The organism is Pseudomonas sp. C321 (assembly GCF_055407105.1).
This window is the reverse complement of sequence record NZ_JBUZRB010000004.1, coordinates 1-17,378: the sequence shown is the minus strand read 5'-3', so window position 1 is coordinate 17,378 and position 17,378 is coordinate 1. Positions and strand designations below refer to the sequence as shown.

Sequence of the window (17,378 nt, the reverse complement as noted above, 5' to 3'; positions counted from 1 at the left end):
TATTTGACTGATGTCTATCCTCTCCATCCTCATCCACGTCCCCGACTGGCGCACCGCTACGCTTCCAGCGGCCACGTGGAGATGCCAGGTGCGTGATCCGTGGGGCAACTGCATCGGATTGCGCCAGCCTGGAGGTGCGACATGAGTGTTTTCCCGACCCTGTACACCGAACGCTTGCTGCTAAGGGAGTTGGTCGCCAGCGATGCCCCGGCGCTGTTTTCGATTTATCGCGATGCCGAGGCCATGCAGTGGTTTGGCGTTGATCCCATGACGGACCTGCTTCAGGCCCAGGCCTTGATCGAGACCTTTGCTCAGTGGCGCACCCAGGCCAATCCTGGTACACGCTGGGGGCTGGAATGCGACGGCCAATTGCTGGGCACCTGTGGTTTTTTCAAGTGGAATCGGGGCTGGAGCAGTTGTTCGCTGGCTTGTGAGCTGGCACCCAAGGCTCGGGGCCGAGGGTTGATGGGTGAAGCGCTGCGGGCCATGCTCGATTGGGGTTTTGCCGAAATGCAATTGCATCGCGTCGAAGCCCTGGTGCACCCGCAGAACCACGCGTCGCTGGCATTGCTTGGACGTCTGGGGTTCGGCAAGGAAGGTACGTTGCGCGAGGCGGGGTTCTGGGCCGGCCAGCGTCAGGACCTGCACATATTGGCGTTACTTGCCCATGATTATCCAACAGCATCCACGGTAGTTTCCGGCTAAAGTCCCTCAGTCTTCTGTCCCTCCGAACGGAGCACCGATGAACCACATCGCAGCGCTGCATTACGTCCGCACCCCGATGCTCGACATAGCCTATGAAGCCCATGGCCCGGCCGACGGCGAAGTGGCAATTCTGCTCCACGGTTTCCCCTACGACCCGCGCGGCTACGACGACATCGCACCGGCCCTCGCGGCACGGGGCTTGCGGGTGCTAGTGCCCTACCTGCGCGGCTATGGCCCCACTCGGTTTATCAGCGCGGACATAATGCGCTCCGGCCAGCAGGCGGCCCTGGCCAAGGATCTGCTGGATTTCATGGATGCCCTGTCCATCGAAAAAGCCGCCCTGGCGGGTTATGACTGGGGTGGGCGCGCCGCCTGCATCGTCGCGGCGCTGTGGCCCGAGCGGGTGCGCTGCCTGGTGACGGGCGATGGCTACAACATTCAGGACATTGCGGCGTCGATCAAACCCCGTGCAGCGATCACGGAACATCGCCTGTGGTATCAGTTTTACTTCCATACGCAACGGGGCGTCGATGGCCTGACCGCCAACCGTCGCGAGCTGTGTGAACTGCTGTGGTCGCTGTGGTCGCCGTCCTGGGCGGACGGGCCGAACCTGTACGGCCAGACGGCGCCATCGTTTGATAACCCTGACTTTGTCGAGGTGGTGATCCACTCCTATCGCCACCGCTTCATGTATGCCCCGGGCGACCCGACGCTGGAAGGGATAGAGCAGGCGCTGGTGCAGCCGCCGGCGATTTCGGTACCGAGTATTTCATTGTGCGGGGCCGACGACGGTGTGGGCCCGGCGCCTATGCTGGATGATGACCTGGGGCGTTTCAGCGGGTTTTATCGGCGGCGGGTGCTGCCGGGGGTGGGCCACAATATTCCCCAGGAAGCACCGCAGGCGACGCTTGAGGCGCTGATTGAGTTGCTTGAACGAACGGGGAATGACTGAGCCCGCGCTATCACTGGCTGACGGAAAACCGCTCGCGATAGGCCTGGGGCGTCACCGACAAGGCCCGCAAAAAACTGCGGCGCAGGGTTTCTTCGCTGCCAAAACCGCATTGCACGGCGATTCGCTTGATCGACGTGGCGCTGTCGGCCAGTTGCCGGCGGGCGGTTTCCACCCGCATCAACTCCACAGCCCGCGCCGGGGTCTGGCCGGTTTCGGCGCGATAATGACGCACAAAACTGCGCTCGCTCATACCCGCTTGAGCCGCCAGGGTCGGGATGCTCAAGTCCAGGCTCAGGTGTTCGGCCATCCAGGCGTGCAACTCGCTGAAACGGCTACTGCCCTTTTGCAGGGACACTTGTTGTAAGGACAGTGTCACGCTGAACTGCGATTGCCCGCCTGGGCGTTTGAGAAACACCACCAGGTGCCGCGCCACTTCCAGGGCCACGGCGCGCCCCAAGTCTTCCTCCACCAAAGCCAGGCACAAATCGATGCCGGCGGTAACCCCGGCGGAGGTCCACACCGAACCTTGCTGGATAAAAATCGGGTTGGCCTCGACCTGCAATTTTGGGTACTTGAGGGCCAATTCTGCACAGCGGGTCCAGTGGGTCGCCACCCGGCAGCCGTCCAGCAGGCCACTGGCGGCCAACAGGAAAGCGCCGGTGCACACCGAGGTCATCCGGCGCGATTGCCCGGCCTTTTGCCGAACCCAGTCCACCAACACCGGGTCCTCGGCGGCACCGTACACGCCCCAGCCACCAGCAATCACCAGCGTGTCACACGGCGCATCGGCCGCTGGCAGTGGCTCGGCTACCAGGGCCAGGCCGGCGGAGGTCATCACTGGTTCGGCCTGTGAGGCAATCACCGTCACCGCATAAGGCAACAGCAAACCCTGCTGCCGGGCCAGATCGTTGGCCGAGGCAAACACTTGCAGCGGCCCGGTGACGTCGAGCACTTGCACATTGGGGAACGCGAGCACATGGACAATTCTCGGCATGATTGGCGTGATTCGTGGGATTAATGGCGTATGCGCCAAAGACTAGGTAACTAGAGTGAAGCCGTCCATTCATTTATCGCGCCCCCTATAACACTTCCCCTCTATCAGGAGTTTCGCCATGACCTTGCAGATCGGCTTTGTGTTGTTCCCCGGCATCCAGCAACTGGACCTCACCGGGCCTTATGACGTGCTGGCATCGTTGCCGGATGTGCAGCTGCACCTGATTTGGAAAGACCTGGCACCGGTCACTTCCAGCACCGGGCTGGTGTTTACGCCGACCATGACCTACGACGAATGCCCGGTGCTGGATGTGATTTGCGTGCCGGGGGGTGCCGGTGTCGGCCCGTTGATGGAAGACCCGCAGACGCTGGGCTTCCTCAAGGTACAATCGCGAACCGCGCGCTATGTGACGTCAGTTTGCACCGGGTCGCTGGTGCTCGGGGCGGCGGGCTTGCTGCGGGGGCGGCGAGCGACTACGCACTGGGCTTACCACGACATGCTGACCACCTTGGGCGCGATTGCGGTGCAAGAGCGTGTGGTGCGTGACGGTAATCTGTTCACGGGCGGTGGGATCACCGCAGGAATTGATTTTGCGCTGACGCTGGCGGCGGAGCTGTATAGCGAGGCGGCCGCGCAGTTGGTTCAATTGCAGCTGGAATATGCGCCTGCGCCACCGTTCAATTCGGGCCGGCCGGACACAGCGCCCAAGCATGTGCTGGAAGAGGCCAACAAGCGCACGATTGAATCGCGCAAGACTCGCGGTGAAATCGTGGCGCGGGCGGCGGCGAGGTTAGGCTGAGGGTACGGGGCAAAAATATGCAGGCTTGCCTGCTCCCACACTCGACTTGTGTACATCCGCGCAGTCCTCATCTCGACGATTGCTCAATCCATCAGCCAGCGACTAAAATGCGAAATACTATCAATTAAGACTGCTGCGCCAGGTCGGCTCACGTCACCGGGTCAAGCCAGGCATTACCGGCTGGGCGCAGATCAACGGCTACCGTGGCGAAACCGACACCCTGTTCAAGATCCAGAAGCAGGTTGAATACGACCTGGAATACATCGCCAAGTGGTCAGTGTGGCTAGACCTGTCTATCGTTTTCATGACGATCCCGGCCGTTCTTTCCACCAAGGAAGTCTATTGATGAACACCCTCAACGGATTGATTCCGTGCATCATTTCCGGCGGCTCGGGCACGCGGTTGTGGCCTGTTTCCCGGCAGAACATGCCCAAGCCATTCATGCGCATGCGTGACGACCAAAGCCTGTTGCAGAAGACGTTCCTGCGGGCCAGTCATCTGCCAGGCGTGGAAAGTATCCTGACGGTGACCAACCGCGACCTGTTGTTCCGCACCCTCGACGACTATCGCGCCGTTAACACGGCGCACCTGGCCCTCGACCTGCTGCTGGAACCGTTCGGTCGCAACACCGCCGCCGCCATCGCCGTGGCCGCCCTGCATGTGCAGGAGCATTTCGGTGGCGAAGCGCAGTTGCTGGTGATGCCTGCCGACCATCTGATCCTTGATGAAAGTGCCTTCGCCGAGGCCGTGAGCCAGGCTCGCGAGCTGGCCGAAGCCGGCTATCTGGTGACCTTTGGCATCCAGCCCGACCGCCCGGAAACCGGCTTCGGCTATATAGAGCAGGGCGCTGCCCTGGGTGAAGGTTTCCGGGTCAAACGCTTCGTCGAAAAACCTGACCTGGCTACCGCCCAGGGTTATCTGGACGGCGGCAAGCACCTGTGGAACGCCGGGATGTTCTGCTTCAAGGCCGCCGCCCTGCTGGAAGAACTGGCCACCCACGCTCCGACGGTGCTGGATGCGGCCCAGTTGGCGCTGGAACACAGCCAGACCCTGCGCAACAACAGTTGCCGCCAGCGCGAACTGAACCCGGAAGGTTTCGGCACCGCGCCGGACATTTCCATCGACGTAGCGCTGATGGAGAAGTCCGCCCAGGTCGCCGTGGTGCCCTGCGACATCGGCTGGAGCGATATCGGCTCCTGGGAAGCCCTGCGCCAGCTCACACCGAGCGATGAAAACGGCAACCAGATCAACGGCGAGGCGATCCTGCACGACGTGCACAACTGCTACATCGACTCACCCAAGCGTGTACTCGGCGCGGTGGGTGTGCGCGACCTGATCATCGTCGACACCCCGGACGCGATCCTGATTGCCGACGCCAACCGCAGCCAGGACGTGCGCTACATCGTCGCCGAACTCAAGCGCCAGAACCATCCGGCGTTCAGCCTGCACCGCACCGTCACCCGGCCGTGGGGCACCTACACCGTGCTGGAGGAAAGTACCCGGTTCAAGATCAAGCGCATTGTGGTCAAGCCCAAGGCTTCGTTGTCCCTGCAAATGCACCATCACCGCAGCGAGCACTGGGTGGTGGTCAGTGGCGCGGCGATGATCACCAATGGCGACCGGGAAATCCTGCTCAACATGAACGAGTCCACCTACATCCCCGCCGGGCACAAACACCGCCTGACCAACCCAGGCGTCATCGACCTGGTGATGATCGAGGTGCAGAGCGGCGAGTACCTGGGGGAAGACGACATCGTGCGCTACGACGATATTTACGGTCGCGCACCGGTGGATGTGCCAAAGGAGCCGAAGCCCTAGCACCACAGCAAAAAGCCGTTGCTCAGGTGAGGAATTCTGGAGATCTCGTAGAAGGCATCCTGAAAGCACCACCCGATCCGGCATCACACTGGTCGGGTAGCGAACGGCTCAGTCATCCAACGGCTTAGGGGCTGCCGGTTTGGCACCAGCCTTGCCAGCGGCCGGGGCGGCGGGTTGCGGTTCAGCAGGCGCGGCCGCTTCTTTTTCAGCCATGGGCATCTTGTCGACGGCAGCGAAGAATTCCGCAAGATCGAGGGTATCCGGTGGAACAGTCTTTTCGACTTTCTTCTCGCCGTCCTTGCCTACCAGGATCACTTTAGTACCGGCGCCGGCACCGAGTTTGAGCGCACGAATCAGCGCGTTAGTGTCCTGGGCACCCAAGTCCTTGCCGTCGCGCTGGCCAGCGGTGCCAATGTTGGTGTAGTTCACGGTGTAGAGCACCATGCTGCGCTCGGTGAAGAGTTGCTTATTGGCAGGATCTTCAAGATCTTTCTTGAGTTTGACCTGTGTCGGGTCGATGGAGCTGGGCGCAATAACGATCAGCGGGCGGAACTTGCCTAGATCCTGTTCCAGCGGACCTCGGTTATCCGCAGCCAACAGCGGCCCCGTAAAAGCCATCAAGGTAGCCAGGGTCAGCGACCGGATGAGCATGCGCACCTCCTTCTAATTCCATGCAGGTTCTTGAGTTTCATGTCTGCGACAGTCAAATTCAAGGATGATTCCTACAAGCCTTCCAGAAAGCGTAGGTCAGGACGCCCGCGACGCAAGGGGTTACGTAGCTTCAGGGCTCATTGTTTCTTCTGATTACGCAGCTATGATTGCGCCGCCCAATCAGGCCAGTGCCGGGCGAACACCGGGGCCACCAACGGTTCGATATCTATCTGCGCCAAGGTCCAGGCAAACTCAGGCCGTGACTGTTGCAACGCATCACGCCCACCCGCCCAGCGCGATTTCGATGATGCACGAGCCGGTGCCTTGGGTTCCGTAGAGCGTGTACACGGGCTGAACCTCGTGAGGTGGTAGGCTAGAGTATCAATCGCTTAACGGAAGTCCATCATGCACAGCAAACGGGTCACTATCGAAGACTGGGACGGCGACGGCGCCATTCGCCTGCCGGATGAAACCTTGCAGGAACTGGGGCTGGATGTGGGCGATACGCTGTATATCGTCGAAACCTACGTGGGCACGCAAAAGGGTTTTGTGTTGTCGACCACGCCGAAGATCGCGGACCGGATGGATGAGTTGGTGGAAGAGCTGACCCACATAGCCTCCAGGCAAACCGTTTAGAACAAGCCCATTTGACCGCCGACCAACGTGCCGAAGTCATCATTCACAAACGGCAGAATCGCATCGGCGACAGGCTGCAATTGCCGGGTTACATAGTGGTCGTAGTCGATTGGCGCCTGACGTATTTCCAGGGGCTCGGGGCCGTTGACGGTGATCACGTAGCTGATCCAGCCACCATTCTGGTACTGACGCGGACGGCCCTGGCGGTCGTTGTATTCGTCTGCCAGGCGCGCGGCGCGCACATGGGGCGGGACGTTGCGTTCATAGTCGCCCAGCTGCCGACGCAGGCGTTTGCGGTAGATCAGCAGCTCATCAAGCTCACCACTGAGGGTGCGGCGCACATAGTCGCGCATATAATCCTGGTGGGGCTGGCGATGGAATATCCGCTGGTAAAGCTCCTGCTGGAATTGCCGCGCCAGGGGCGACCAGTCACTGCGCACGGTTTCCAGGCCTTTGTAGACCATTTCTTCGCTGCCATCGGCCCGCGTCACCAGGCCGGCGTAGCGCTTCTTGCTGCCCTCCTCCGCACCGCGAATGGTCGGCATCAGGAAACGGCTGAAGTGGGTTTCGTACTGCAACTCCAGGGCGCTTTGCAGACCGAACTCGCTCTGCAGGCGCTCGCGCCACCACTGGTTGACGCGTTGCACCAGGTCCAGGCCAATACGTGCGGCGTCCTCCTGGGAGTGGGCACTGCCCAGCCAGACGAAAGTGGAGTCGGTGTCACCGTAGATCACTTCATAGCCCTGGGCCTCAACCAGCTCACGGGTCTGACGCATGATCTGGTGGCCGCGCAGGGTGATGGACGACGCCAGCCGCGTGTCGAAGAACCGGCAGCCGCTGGAACCCAGCACGCCGTAGAAGGCGTTCATGATGATTTTCAGAGCCTGGGACAGCGGCGCGTTGTGTTCGCGCTTGGCCACTTCGCGGCCTTCCGATACACGGGCGACGATGGCTGGCAGGCAATGGCGGGTACGGGAAAAACGCGCACCGCGAAAGCCTTCCACCGATTCGCTGTCCTCGGGATAACGCAGACCTTCCACCAGCCCCACCGGGTCGATGAGGAAGGTGCGGATAATTGACGGATAGAGGCTTTTGTAATCGAGCACCAGCACCGATTCGTAGAGGCCGGGGCGCGAATCCATGACAAAGCCGCCGGGGCTGGCCTGGGGTGGTTTGTCGCCGAGGTTCGGCGCGACAAAGCCCTGGCGATGCATCAGCGGCATGTACAAGTGAGTAAAGGCCGCCACCGAGCCGCCGTTGCGGTCCGCCGGCAGACCGGTGACGCTGGCACGTTCCAGGAGAAATTTAAGCAACTCGGTCTTCTCGAAAATCCGCGTCACCAGTTCGCAGTCCTTGAGGTTGTAACGCGCCAGGGCGGGCTTGTCCTCGGCGAACATGCGGTTGATTTCGTCCATGCGCTGGTACGGCGTGGAAATCGACTTGCCTTCGCCCAGCAGGGTCTGCGCGACGTTTTCCAGGCTGAAGGATTCAAAGCTCCAGGTCGCCGAGCGCAGGGCTTCGATACCGTCGATGATCAACCGCCCGGCGGCGGCGGCGAAGTAGTGATTGCGACTGCCGTGTTCGCGCCAGCCCATGGCATCGCCGCCACGGCCCAGCAACAGCGGCACGTTCAGGCGTTGGGCATGTTCATGGAGGACCCGCAGGTCGAACTGCACCAGATTCCAGCCGATGATTGCATCGGGGTCGTGTTGCGCCAGCCATTGGTTCAGGCGTTCGAGCAACTGGGCGCGGCTGTCGCAATAGTCGAGCTTGAAGTCCACCGCGTCGGTTTTGTTGGGCGGGCCGAGCATATACACCTGGCGTTCACCGCAGCCTTCCAGGGCGATGGAGTACAGGTCGCCCTGGGCGGTGGTTTCGATGTCCAGGGAGACCAGCTTCAGTGGCGGGCGGTAGTCCGGCGCGGGCTTCATCTGCGCGTCCAGCAGTGTACCGCTACTGTCAGGCGTGCCGCCAAACCACACTGGCGCGGTGATAAAGCGCTCCATCATGTAGCGCTCGGGTGGGCGCACGTCGCCTTCGTAGACATCGACGCCAGCCTTGCGCAGGCGCTTTTCCAGGTCCATCAGTTGGCGATGCTGGCGAGTGTAGAGGCCCAGCACGGGGCGATGATGGAAGTCGCACAGCTCAAGGGGACGCAATTGGACATTGCGCTCCCCCCGCAGCAGCATTTCGGCGGGCTTGCGATGGGCGGCCGGGATAAACATCACCGAAGGCTGCACAGGTAAGCGGATCTGCCGGGGGCCCTGGTCGGTGGCCAGCCAAAAACTGACCTCCGTACCCGCCGGGGTATCGCGCCAATGCCGGGTCAGGACAAAACCCTGCTGTAAGTCCACCGTGCCGCACCTCAAGAATCGCTTTCAGGGGGTGATTCTACTCGGCATCCCATAAAACACGGCACGTTAACGGAAATTACCTACGGGCACTCACACCTTTGTCCCAATGCCTGTCAGTTAAGGAATGTGGACTGACAAACAAGGTAGAACTAGCGTGGGAGCGGCTTTACCTCCCGGTGGTTGGACAGCCGCTCGCCAACTGCGTAGTTTTCCAACACCGCCCACAAGGACCCCGGCATGGCCCCCGACCTCACTTCCATCGAACTGTTCCTCAAGACGGTCAAGCTGGGCAGCCTGTCCCGGGCGGCCGAGCAGTCGCATATCTCCCTTTCCGCCGCCAGCCGGCGCCTGTCGTTGCTGGAGCAGCACTTCAAGGTTGCCCTGCTGACCCGCACGTCCACCGGTGTATTGCCGACGGCAGCCGGGGACGTATTGGCCCAGCATGCGCAGTCGATCCTGCGGGCGGTGGATGTAATGCACGCCGACCTCGCCGATTACGCCAAGGGCGCCACCGGCCGAGTTTGCCTGTATGCCAACAGTTCGGCGATGAGTCAGGAACTGCCGCGCCAACTGACCCACTGGAACGCGCTGCATCCCGGCATCCGCGTGGATATCCGCGAGGAACGCAGCCGGGAGATTCTCCAGGCCGTGCGTGAAGGCGTGGCGGATGTCGGCATCGTCACCACCCGGCCCAGCGGTGAAGAGTTGCGCTTTGAACCCTACTGCCAGGATCGCCTGTGCCTGATCGTGCCCAGCGACCACCCGCTCAAAATGCGTCATGCACGCTTTGAGGATTTGCTCGGCTATGACTTTGTCGGCCTGGAAGACAACGCCGCCATCACGCCGCTGATCACCGAGGCTGCCGCTGCAATCGGTATGCCCCTGAGGTTGCGGGTGCAGGTGCGCAGCTTCGAAGCGGTGTGCCGCCTGATCGCCGCCGGCCAGGGTGTTGGCGTGCTGCCTCAGGGTGCGGTGCAGATCTTCCGCAAGGAGATGGCCTTGCGCTTTATCGAAATCGACGACAGCTGGGCCGACCGACAGATGTACCTCTGCATGCGCAAGGAACAGCCTTCGCTGACTAGCCTGGCGTTGTTCGACTACCTCAGCACCTGCAACCGCGCATAACCATCGGCCTTCGAATTTCGCGAAGGCCGATTCCACAATAAGCAATTCCCCAACTGCCACACCTGTGCCAAGAATGCCCCGCCAGAGTTGCCCTTACTTTTGAACAATAAGAAAAACAAAACAGGAGACACGGCGTGTCCAATTCCACGACCAGCCCCATCCACCGAATCGCCGTGATTCCCGGCGATGGCATCGGCCGCGAGGTGGTGCCCGAAGGCCTGCGGGTGCTGGAAGCCGTCAGCCAGCGCTTCGGCATTGGCTTTCACTTCGATCACTTTGCCTGGTGCAGCGAGCACTATCTGGCCCACGGCACCATGATGCCGGACGACTGGGCCGAGCAGATCGGCGGCCATGACGCGATTTTCTTCGGCGCCGTCGGCGCGCCGGACATCATTGCCGACCACACCGCCGTGTGGGAATCGCTGCTTAAGATCCGTCGCCAGTTCGACCAATACGTGAATATTCGCCCAGTGCGCCTGATGCCTGGCGTGCCCTGCCCCCTGGCCGGTCGAGTACCGGGAGATATCGACTTTATCGTGGTGCGGGAAAACACCGAGGGCGAATACTCCAGCGTCGGCGGACGGATGTGGGAAGGCACCTCGCGGGAGATCGCCGTGCAGGAGTCGATATTCTCCCGCGAAGGCGTAGACCGAGTGGTGGACTACGCCTTCAAGCTGGCACAGCAGCGACCAAGAAAAAACCTGGTGGCGGCGACCAAGTCCAACGGTATTTCCATCACCATGCCGTTCTGGGACGAGCGGGTGAACCTGATCGCCCAGCGCTACCCGGACGTCAAGACCGCCAAGTTTCACATCGATATCCTCTGCGCCCACTTCGTCCAGCACCCTGATTGGTTTGACGTGGTGGTGGCGTCCAATCTGTTTGGCGACATCCTTTCCGACCTGGGCCCGGCCTGTACCGGCACCATCGGCATTGCGCCGTCGGCCAACCTCAACCCGGAGCGGCGCTTTCCTTCATTGTTTGAGCCCGTACATGGTTCGGCGCCGGACATTGCCGGGCTTGGCATCGCGAATCCGATCGGCCAGATCTGGTCGGCGGCGCTGATGATCGAACACTTGGGAGACGCAGATCCGCGCTATCAGGAAGCCTCTGCAGCTATCGTCAGCGCCATCGAAACGGTCCTCGCCGAAGGCCCGCGCACCCGAGAAATGGGCGGCAGCGCCAGCACCCTTGAAGTAGGTCGGGCCATCGCAGCATGCGTCGCTGGGAACAGGAGTTGAGCATGAAAAACGCACATTACATCGACAATCAATGGCAGGCCTCCACCTCGCTGAAAGACATTGCGGTGATCGATCCGAGTACCGGTGAAACCTACTCCAGTATTGCCCGTGGCAGCGCTGCCGATATTGATTCGGCTGTCAGCGCCGCGCGCCTGGCACTGGGCGAAACCTTCGACGGCCCGTGGGGGGCATTGTCTGCCGTAGAGCGCAGCCGCTTGCTGGCCAAGCTTGGTATGGCGGTGCTGGAACATCACGAAGAACTGGCGCAGATCGAAGCGCGGGACACCGGCAAGGCGCTGAAAGTTGCTCGCGCCGACGCCACCGCCCTCGCCCGTTATTTTGAGTACTACGCCGGCGCCGCCGACAAGCTGCATGGCGAAACCCTGCCCTACCAGGCCGGTTACACGGTACTGACGGTGCGCGAACCCCACGGGGTGACCGGGCACATCATCCCGTGGAATTACCCGATGCAGATTTTTGGCCGCAGCGTCGGCGCGTCGTTGGCGGCGGGCAATGCCTGCGTGGTCAAGCCGGCGGAAGACGCCAGCCTGTCGCTGCTGCGCCTGGCGCAAATTGCCGCTGAGGTAGGCTTCCCGGCCGGAGCGATCAACGTGGTCACCGGCTACGGCTATGAAGCGGGCGCGGCGTTGTGCGCTCATCCGGGCATCGATCACATCTCCTTCACCGGCTCCACCGTTACTGGCACGGCGGTGTCGAAAGCTGCCGCCGAACGCCATTGTCCAGTGACCCTGGAACTGGGCGGCAAGTCGCCGCAAATCGTCTTTGCCGATGCCGACCTGGATGAGGCGCTGCCGGTACTGGTCAATTCCATCGTGCAGAACTGCGGGCAGACCTGTTCGGCGGGTAGCCGCCTTTTGGTGGAACGCAGTATTTATGAAGCGTTGTTGGCAAGACTCAGCCAGCGCTTCTCTGAACTGCGCGCCGGTCCATCGGCGCTGGACCTGGATATGGGCCCGCTGATCAATCAAAAGCAGCAACGTCTGGTGCGTGAGTTTATTCGCGAAGCCGAACAGGCAGGGATCACGGTTGCGGCGCGCGGCACCGTAGTGGCCGAAGCCGGCAGCGGTGGCTATTTCCAGGAAGCGGTGCTGTTTCGCGACGTGCCAGAAGGCAGCCGCCTGGCGCAGCAGGAAGTCTTTGGACCGGTACTGGCGGTAATGCCCTTTGACAATGAGGCCGAGGCCATTCGCCTGGCCAACGGCACCGAATTCGGGCTGGTGGCGGGCGTTTGGACCCGTGACGGCGCACGGCAAATGCGCCTGGCCCGCAAGCTGCGTTGCGGCCAGGTTTTTATCAATAACTACGGTGCGGGCGGCGGCGTCGAATTGCCGTTCGGCGGCGTCAAGGCCAGCGGTTATGGCCGGGAAAAAGGCTTCGAGGCACTGCTGGGCTTTACCACCTTGAAGACCATTGCAATCAAACACGGCTGATTCATCACAACAACAAGAAAGGAGAACACTCCATGCGTCTAGCAAACAAAGTCGCCATCGTTACCGGGGCAGGTTCCGGCTTTGGCGAAGGTATCGCCAAGACCTTCGCCCAGCAGGGTGCACGGGTTATTGTCGCCGATATGAACGCCGTCGGCGGTCAGCGGGTGGCCAATGAAATCGCCGAAAGCGGTGGCCATGCACACTTTATCGAGGTCAACGTGGCCAACGATGAAAGCATGGGCGCCCTGCTCCGTGGCACCCTGGAGCAATTCGGCGGGCTGGATATTGTCATCAATAACGCCGGCACCACTCACCGCAACCGGCCGATGCTGGAAGTCGATGAAGCAGAGTTCGACCGGGTATTTGCGGTCAACGTCAAAAGCATCTTCCTCAGCGCCAAGCATTTTGTGCCGCATTTTCGCGGCCAGGGCGGCGGCGTATTCGTCAATATCGCCTCGACGGCAGCGATTCGTCCGCGTCCGGGATTGGTCTGGTATAACGGCAGCAAGGGCGCGGTGGTAGTCATGAGCAAGACCATGGCGGCGGAACTGGGGCCGGACAATATTCGCGTCAACTGCGTGAATCCAGTGGTGGGCGCCACGGCGTTGCTCAGTGAGTTCATGGGCGTGCCGGACACTCCAGAGAACCGTCAGAAGTTCATGGCGAGCATTCCGCTGGGGCGCTTTTCCACCCCACAGGATGTGGCCAATGCCTGCTTGTATCTAGCGTCGGACGAAGCGGCGTTCATCACCGGCACCTGCCTTGAAGTCGATGGTGGGCGCTGCGTGTAACTCAACGACTGAAGGGATCAGAATCGATATGTGCGACCTGCATAACAAGAGCAATAACAACGAACCGAACACCAAGCAATTACTGGAAGGCCTGCCAAAGAACTGGGGTAAATGGGGGCCGGACGACGAAGTCGGCGCCCTCAATTACCTGACCGAAGCCGAAGTACTGCGCGGCGTTGCAGCCGTGCGTCAGGGCAAGACCTTTACCCTGCAAGTGCAAATCGGCCATCCGGGCGGCGACCCAATGTGGCCGTCGCGCAATCCGTCCATGCGCTTCAACACCCTGGATCACAGCCATTACCATTTTGGAAAGCAGCCGCACATGACCGGCGGCGCGGCGTATTGCGATGACGTGATCTTCATGCAGCTGCAAGGCTCGACCCAGTACGACGCCCTCGGCCACGCCTGGTACGATAATCAATTGTGGAACGGCTACGACGCCCAGAGCACTGTCGGCGGCATGGCCAAGGCCAGTGTACTGGCCATCGCCGAGCGTGGCGTGGTCGGGCGTGCGGTGCTGATCGACATGGCCCGCCATCGCGGCAAGAAGTGCTTGGGCCGTGGCGAAACCTTCAACCACCTGGACTTGCTCGACGCCGCCAAGGCCCAGGGCGTGACCATCGAAAAGCGCGACATCCTGATCATCCGCACCGGCTCCATGGGCGCGTTTTATGAGCTGGGCAAGACTGAGTTCTTCAAGGATTTGATGGAACCGGGGCTGACCTACAGCCGGGAACTGGTGGAGTGGTTCCACGAGATGGAAATCCCCAACCTGGTGACCGACACCATCGCCAACGAGGTGATCACCGATCCGGTGTCCGGGGTACAGATTCCCCTGCATTGCGCGTTGATGCGCAACCTGGGGATCGCCTTTACCGAGATCGTGCTGTTGGAGGATCTGGCCGCTGACTGTGCCGACGACGGCCAGTGGAAGTTCCTCTACACCGCCGCGCCGTTGAAGATTGTTGGCGGCAGCGGCGCGCCGGTGAACCCGGTGGTAATCAAATAGCTCATCCGCCGTAAGACACGGCCAGGGCCTGGGTAGCACCAAAGCGTTGCTGGGCATGATCGACCGTGAGTGTGGCGAAGCCCTTGAAATCCGCATCTACAATTGCTTGTCGACTTCGCAGCGGTAGCGGTTCCATGTACCTTCCCGCGCTCAAGGTAGAATAATCGCCTCTCCCCCAAACGCCGGCACTTTATGAATAGTCCGCTGAAACCTCTCCATGGCAGCTGTTTGTGCAAAGCAGTGCAATACCAACTGGACAGGCTCGACATGCCTGTCAGCCACTGTCACTGCCAGAGCTGTCGCAAGGCGCATGCGGCGGCATTCGTCGCAACTGCGGGGGTCATGCGTGAGCATTTCCGCTGGATTCAAGGCCAATCGCTTTTATCGTCGTTCGAATCTTCACCGGGGAAGTTCAGGCATTTCTGCTCGCGCTGCGGCTCTCATCTGATGGCCGAACGGGCGCATCAGCCTCATGTGATTGTGCGGGTGGCGACGTTGGATGATGACCCGGGAGACAGGCCTGAATGTCACATCTGGACGTCCCATGATGTACCGTGGCTGGCCTATGAAGGGATAGCTCGGTGGGAGGAATGGAAGGCATGAATATCTTCATGCCTTCCTGAGCTGGATTTCAGACGTGGGGATCACCCGGCGCCTTGCTTGGCGTGGCGTATTGCGGCTTCAAATGGCCGTCCTGATCCAGCAGCCACGCATCCATGATTTGCCGCACTACGGGACCCGCCACACGACCGCCCGCCTCGCCGTTTTCGATCATCACCGAAATCACGATTTTCGGGTGCTCCGCCGGAGCAAAACCGACGAACAAGGCGTTGTCCCGGTTGCGCTCCAGGGTCTTCAAGCGGTTGTAGCGCTCGCCCTGCTTGATCGCCACCACTTGGGCGGTGCCACTTTTGCCGGCAATCCGGTATTGCGCGCCGGCGGCGGAAGCCCGGGCGATACCGCGAGGGTCGTGCATCACCAACTGCATGCCGTGGTTGACCTGCTCCCAATCCCGCGGATTTTTGAGGACAACGTTGGGCATCGGATTTTCATCTACTGGCGGCACGCCGTTGATGGTCTTGGCCAGATGCGGGCGGTTCCACACGCCTTTGTTGGCGATCAGCGCGGTGGCCTGGGCCAGTTGCAATGGCGTGACCTGCATATAGCCCTGGCCGATGCCAAGGATCACTGTTTCCCCCGGAAACCACGGCTGGCGGCGGGTGGCGCGCTTCCAGGCCTGGGAAGGCATCAAACCGGCGGACTCTTCGAACATGTCCAGGGATACTTTCTGGCCCAAGCCGAACTCGGCCATGTAGTCGTGCAGGCGATCAATGCCGAGCTTGTGGGCCAAGTCATAAAAGTAAGTGTCGTTGGAGCGCATGATTGCAGCGTCCATGTCCACCCAGCCGTCGCCGCTATGGTTCCAGTTGCGGTATTTGTGGTCGAAATCCGGGAGCTGGTAGTAGCCTGGGTCAAATACTCGGGTCTGGGCGGTGACTACACCGCTGTCGAGACCGGCGATGGCCACTTCCGGCTTGATAGTCGAACCTGGCGCGTAGAGTCCGCGCAACACTCGGTTGAACAGTGGCCGGTCTAGGGAGTCATGCAGCGCGGCGTATTCCTTGAAGCTAATGCCGGTGACGAACAGGTTCGGGTCAAAACTCGGCTTGCTGACCATCGCCAGGACTTCGCCGGTTTGCGGATCAAGTGCCACCACCGATCCTCGGCGATCGCCCAAGGCTTCTTCGGCAGCTTCCTGGAGTTTGACGTCCAGGCTGAGGACGATGTTTTCCCCCGGGATGGGGTCGGTGTGCTTGAGCACCCGCAGGACACGGCCTTGAGCGTTGGTTTCGACCTCTTCATAACCGACGTGGCCGTGCAACTGCGACTCGTAGAAGCGTTCAATACCGGTTTTGCCGATGGATTGCGTGCCACGGTATTCAACCGAGTCCAGCGACTTGGATTCTTTTTCGTTGATGCGCCCGACGTAGCCAATGGAGTGGGCAAAGTGCGCCCCCAATGGATAATGACGAACGAACTGCGGCTCCACGTCCACACCGGGAAGGCGGAACTCGTTGACGGCGAGCACGGCGATCTGTTCTTCGGTCAGCTCGTAAAAGAGCGTCACGGGCACGAAGGGGTGACGCGCCTGCTTCAGCGCCTTGTCGAATACCGCGCGGTCTTCGGCTGGCAGATGCAGGAGGCTGACGATGGAGTCCAGTTCGCCCTTGAGATCAGCGGTGCGCTCGCGAGTGATGGTCAGGTTGTAGCTGGGTCGATTATCAGCCAGGACCACACCATTGCGGTCATAGATCAGCCCGCGGGTCGGGGTAATCGGTAGGACATGGACCCTGTTGTTTTCCGAAATGGTGGAGTGATAGTCAAACTCCACCACCTGCAGGAAATACATCCGCCCTACCAGGGTACAGGTAATGCCGACCACGAACAGCGCACAGGCCAATAGCCGTTTGTTGACCAGACGGTTTTCTTTTTCGTGATCTTTGATGGGTATCGGTTCAGGCATTTCTACAGCATCTCGTTGAATAAGATAGGCACCGCCTCCTACGTCTGAAAAATACGTCCCTGTGAGAATCTGCTGCACCATACCAAAAATGCTGAAACACTTTGCATCGTTTTCCCCAACGGCAATCCTCCGAGTCTGATTCGTGCTTGCGCATCAATATTATTGTTCCTATTCATGCATTTTTTCGTTCTGGGCGTGTGGATACTCGACGGAGGGATGGACTTTAGCGTTGAAGGCGACTGGCAGGCGCTCGCTCATACTTTTCGAGCGCCCAAAACAAAACCCCATCTGCTTTCGCAAATGGGGTTTCGGAATTTAATCTTGACGA

16 protein-coding genes and 1 pseudogene are annotated in these 17,378 nt (G+C 60.7%); 12 read left to right on the top strand and 5 right to left on the bottom strand.

What is annotated here, in order from left to right; all coding sequences use genetic code 11:
• Positions 1–141 precede the first annotated feature (141 nt).
• Both ACZRJ6_RS13020 and ACZRJ6_RS13015 read left to right on the top strand, forming a co-directional pair.
• Positions 142–705 (top strand): GNAT family N-acetyltransferase, encoded by a 564-nt coding sequence (locus tag ACZRJ6_RS13020; RefSeq protein ID WP_463968850.1) that lies wholly within the window; start codon positions 142–144, stop codon positions 703–705.
• Positions 706–742: 37 nt separating this feature from the next.
• A complete protein-coding gene (locus ACZRJ6_RS13015) occupies positions 743–1,657 on the top strand; it encodes an alpha/beta fold hydrolase (RefSeq protein WP_463968851.1) in 915 nt (304 codons plus the stop codon).
• Between the two features lie 10 nt (positions 1,658–1,667).
• Here ACZRJ6_RS13015 and ACZRJ6_RS13010 read toward each other — a convergent pair whose 3' ends face one another.
• The gene (locus ACZRJ6_RS13010) at positions 1,668–2,651 is read right to left on the bottom strand and encodes a GlxA family transcriptional regulator (protein ID WP_463968852.1); all 984 of its coding nucleotides are present in this window, start codon (positions 2,649–2,651) and stop codon (positions 1,668–1,670) included.
• Between the two features lie 118 nt (positions 2,652–2,769).
• Between ACZRJ6_RS13010 and inhA the strand changes: the two genes are divergently transcribed.
• From inhA to ACZRJ6_RS12995, 3 genes and pseudogenes are all read left to right on the top strand, one after another.
• Positions 2,770–3,450 carry an isonitrile hydratase gene (gene inhA / locus ACZRJ6_RS13005; protein WP_463968853.1) on the top strand — a complete coding sequence of 227 codons (681 nt, stop codon included), beginning with the start codon at positions 2,770–2,772 and terminating at the stop codon, positions 3,448–3,450.
• A 139-nt stretch (positions 3,451–3,589) separates the two neighbouring features.
• Positions 3,590–3,796, top strand: a pseudogene (locus ACZRJ6_RS13000) (sugar transferase); the annotation flags it as partial.
• Positions 3,796–5,268, top strand: coding sequence for a mannose-1-phosphate guanylyltransferase/mannose-6-phosphate isomerase (locus ACZRJ6_RS12995; protein ID WP_463968854.1), 1,473 nt, complete (start codon positions 3,796–3,798; stop codon positions 5,266–5,268). The pseudogene ACZRJ6_RS13000 and the gene ACZRJ6_RS12995, both read left to right, overlap by 1 nt.
• A gap of 108 nt (positions 5,269–5,376) precedes the next feature.
• Here ACZRJ6_RS12995 and ACZRJ6_RS12990 read toward each other — a convergent pair whose 3' ends face one another.
• A complete protein-coding gene (locus ACZRJ6_RS12990) occupies positions 5,377–5,919 on the bottom strand; it encodes a DUF4174 domain-containing protein (RefSeq protein ID WP_463968855.1) in 543 nt (180 codons plus the stop codon).
• Positions 5,920–6,324: 405 nt separating this feature from the next.
• Here ACZRJ6_RS12990 and ACZRJ6_RS12985 point away from each other — a divergent pair, with 405 nt between their 5' ends.
• Positions 6,325–6,555, top strand: a complete 231-nt coding sequence (locus tag ACZRJ6_RS12985) for an AbrB/MazE/SpoVT family DNA-binding domain-containing protein (RefSeq protein WP_463968856.1) — start codon at positions 6,325–6,327, stop codon at positions 6,553–6,555.
• Here ACZRJ6_RS12985 and ACZRJ6_RS12980 read toward each other — a convergent pair.
• Positions 6,552–8,909 carry a DNA polymerase II gene (locus tag ACZRJ6_RS12980; RefSeq protein ID WP_463968857.1) on the bottom strand — a complete coding sequence of 786 codons (2,358 nt, stop codon included), beginning with the start codon at positions 8,907–8,909 and terminating at the stop codon, positions 6,552–6,554. The two genes, ACZRJ6_RS12985 and ACZRJ6_RS12980, sit on opposite strands and share 4 nt — an antisense overlap.
• A gap of 237 nt (positions 8,910–9,146) precedes the next feature.
• Here ACZRJ6_RS12980 and ACZRJ6_RS12975 point away from each other — a divergent pair, with 237 nt between their 5' ends.
• The 5 genes from ACZRJ6_RS12975 (at position 9,147) to ACZRJ6_RS12955 (ending at position 14,526) form a co-directional block, all read left to right on the top strand.
• The gene (locus tag ACZRJ6_RS12975; protein WP_463968858.1) at positions 9,147–10,034 is read left to right on the top strand and encodes a LysR family transcriptional regulator; all 888 of its coding nucleotides are present in this window, start codon (positions 9,147–9,149) and stop codon (positions 10,032–10,034) included.
• 134 nt (positions 10,035–10,168) lie between these two features.
• Positions 10,169–11,275, top strand: coding sequence for a tartrate dehydrogenase (locus ACZRJ6_RS12970; RefSeq protein WP_463968859.1), 1,107 nt, complete (start codon positions 10,169–10,171; stop codon positions 11,273–11,275).
• A 2-nt stretch (positions 11,276–11,277) separates the two neighbouring features.
• Positions 11,278–12,726 carry an aldehyde dehydrogenase family protein gene (locus tag ACZRJ6_RS12965; protein WP_463968860.1) on the top strand — a complete coding sequence of 483 codons (1,449 nt, stop codon included), beginning with the start codon at positions 11,278–11,280 and terminating at the stop codon, positions 12,724–12,726.
• A 32-nt stretch (positions 12,727–12,758) separates the two neighbouring features.
• Complete coding sequence (locus tag ACZRJ6_RS12960) at positions 12,759–13,517, top strand: SDR family oxidoreductase (RefSeq protein ID WP_463968861.1); 759 nt, start codon at positions 12,759–12,761, stop codon at positions 13,515–13,517.
• A 28-nt stretch (positions 13,518–13,545) separates the two neighbouring features.
• On the top strand, positions 13,546–14,526 hold the full coding sequence (locus ACZRJ6_RS12955) for a cyclase family protein (RefSeq protein ID WP_463968862.1): 981 nt from the start codon (positions 13,546–13,548) through the stop codon (positions 14,524–14,526).
• 1 nt (position 14,527) lies between these two features.
• Here the strand turns inward: ACZRJ6_RS12955 and ACZRJ6_RS12950 are convergent, their stop codons facing one another.
• Positions 14,528–14,662 carry a hypothetical protein gene (locus ACZRJ6_RS12950; RefSeq protein ID WP_463968863.1) on the bottom strand — a complete coding sequence of 45 codons (135 nt, stop codon included), beginning with the start codon at positions 14,660–14,662 and terminating at the stop codon, positions 14,528–14,530.
• A 56-nt stretch (positions 14,663–14,718) separates the two neighbouring features.
• On the opposite strand from ACZRJ6_RS12950, the gene ACZRJ6_RS12945 reads away from it, so the two are divergent.
• Positions 14,719–15,129, top strand: coding sequence for a GFA family protein (locus ACZRJ6_RS12945; RefSeq protein ID WP_463968864.1), 411 nt, complete (start codon positions 14,719–14,721; stop codon positions 15,127–15,129).
• A gap of 28 nt (positions 15,130–15,157) precedes the next feature.
• On the opposite strand, the gene mrdA is transcribed toward ACZRJ6_RS12945, so the two are convergent.
• On the bottom strand, positions 15,158–17,050 hold the full coding sequence (gene mrdA, locus ACZRJ6_RS12940) for a penicillin-binding protein 2 (RefSeq protein ID WP_463968865.1): 1,893 nt from the start codon (positions 17,048–17,050) through the stop codon (positions 15,158–15,160).
• Between the last annotated feature and the right edge of the window lie 328 nt (positions 17,051–17,378).

Excerpts from the sequence above, each read along its gene's own strand:
- ACZRJ6_RS12975 (WP_463968858.1), top strand. The coding sequence starts at position 9,147 with ATGGCCCCCGACCTCACTTCCATCGAACTGTTCCTCAAGACGGTCAAG.
- mrdA (WP_463968865.1), bottom strand. The coding sequence starts at position 17,050 with ATGCCTGAACCGATACCCATCAAAGATCACGAAAAAGAAAACCGTCTG.
- ACZRJ6_RS12990 (WP_463968855.1), bottom strand. The coding sequence starts at position 5,919 with ATGCTCATCCGGTCGCTGACCCTGGCTACCTTGATGGCTTTTACGGGG.
- ACZRJ6_RS12965 (WP_463968860.1), top strand. The coding sequence starts at position 11,278 with ATGAAAAACGCACATTACATCGACAATCAATGGCAGGCCTCCACCTCG.
- ACZRJ6_RS12995 (WP_463968854.1), top strand. The coding sequence starts at position 3,796 with ATGAACACCCTCAACGGATTGATTCCGTGCATCATTTCCGGCGGCTCG.
- ACZRJ6_RS13010 (WP_463968852.1), bottom strand. The coding sequence starts at position 2,651 with ATGCCGAGAATTGTCCATGTGCTCGCGTTCCCCAATGTGCAAGTGCTC.
- ACZRJ6_RS12960 (WP_463968861.1), top strand. The coding sequence starts at position 12,759 with ATGCGTCTAGCAAACAAAGTCGCCATCGTTACCGGGGCAGGTTCCGGC.
- ACZRJ6_RS12945 (WP_463968864.1), top strand. The coding sequence starts at position 14,719 with ATGAATAGTCCGCTGAAACCTCTCCATGGCAGCTGTTTGTGCAAAGCA.
- ACZRJ6_RS13020 (WP_463968850.1), top strand. The coding sequence starts at position 142 with ATGAGTGTTTTCCCGACCCTGTACACCGAACGCTTGCTGCTAAGGGAG.
- ACZRJ6_RS13015 (WP_463968851.1), top strand. The coding sequence starts at position 743 with ATGAACCACATCGCAGCGCTGCATTACGTCCGCACCCCGATGCTCGAC.
- ACZRJ6_RS12985 (WP_463968856.1), top strand. The coding sequence starts at position 6,325 with ATGCACAGCAAACGGGTCACTATCGAAGACTGGGACGGCGACGGCGCC.
- ACZRJ6_RS12955 (WP_463968862.1), top strand. The coding sequence starts at position 13,546 with ATGTGCGACCTGCATAACAAGAGCAATAACAACGAACCGAACACCAAG.
- inhA (WP_463968853.1), top strand. The coding sequence starts at position 2,770 with ATGACCTTGCAGATCGGCTTTGTGTTGTTCCCCGGCATCCAGCAACTG.
- ACZRJ6_RS12950 (WP_463968863.1), bottom strand. The coding sequence starts at position 14,662 with ATGGAACCGCTACCGCTGCGAAGTCGACAAGCAATTGTAGATGCGGAT.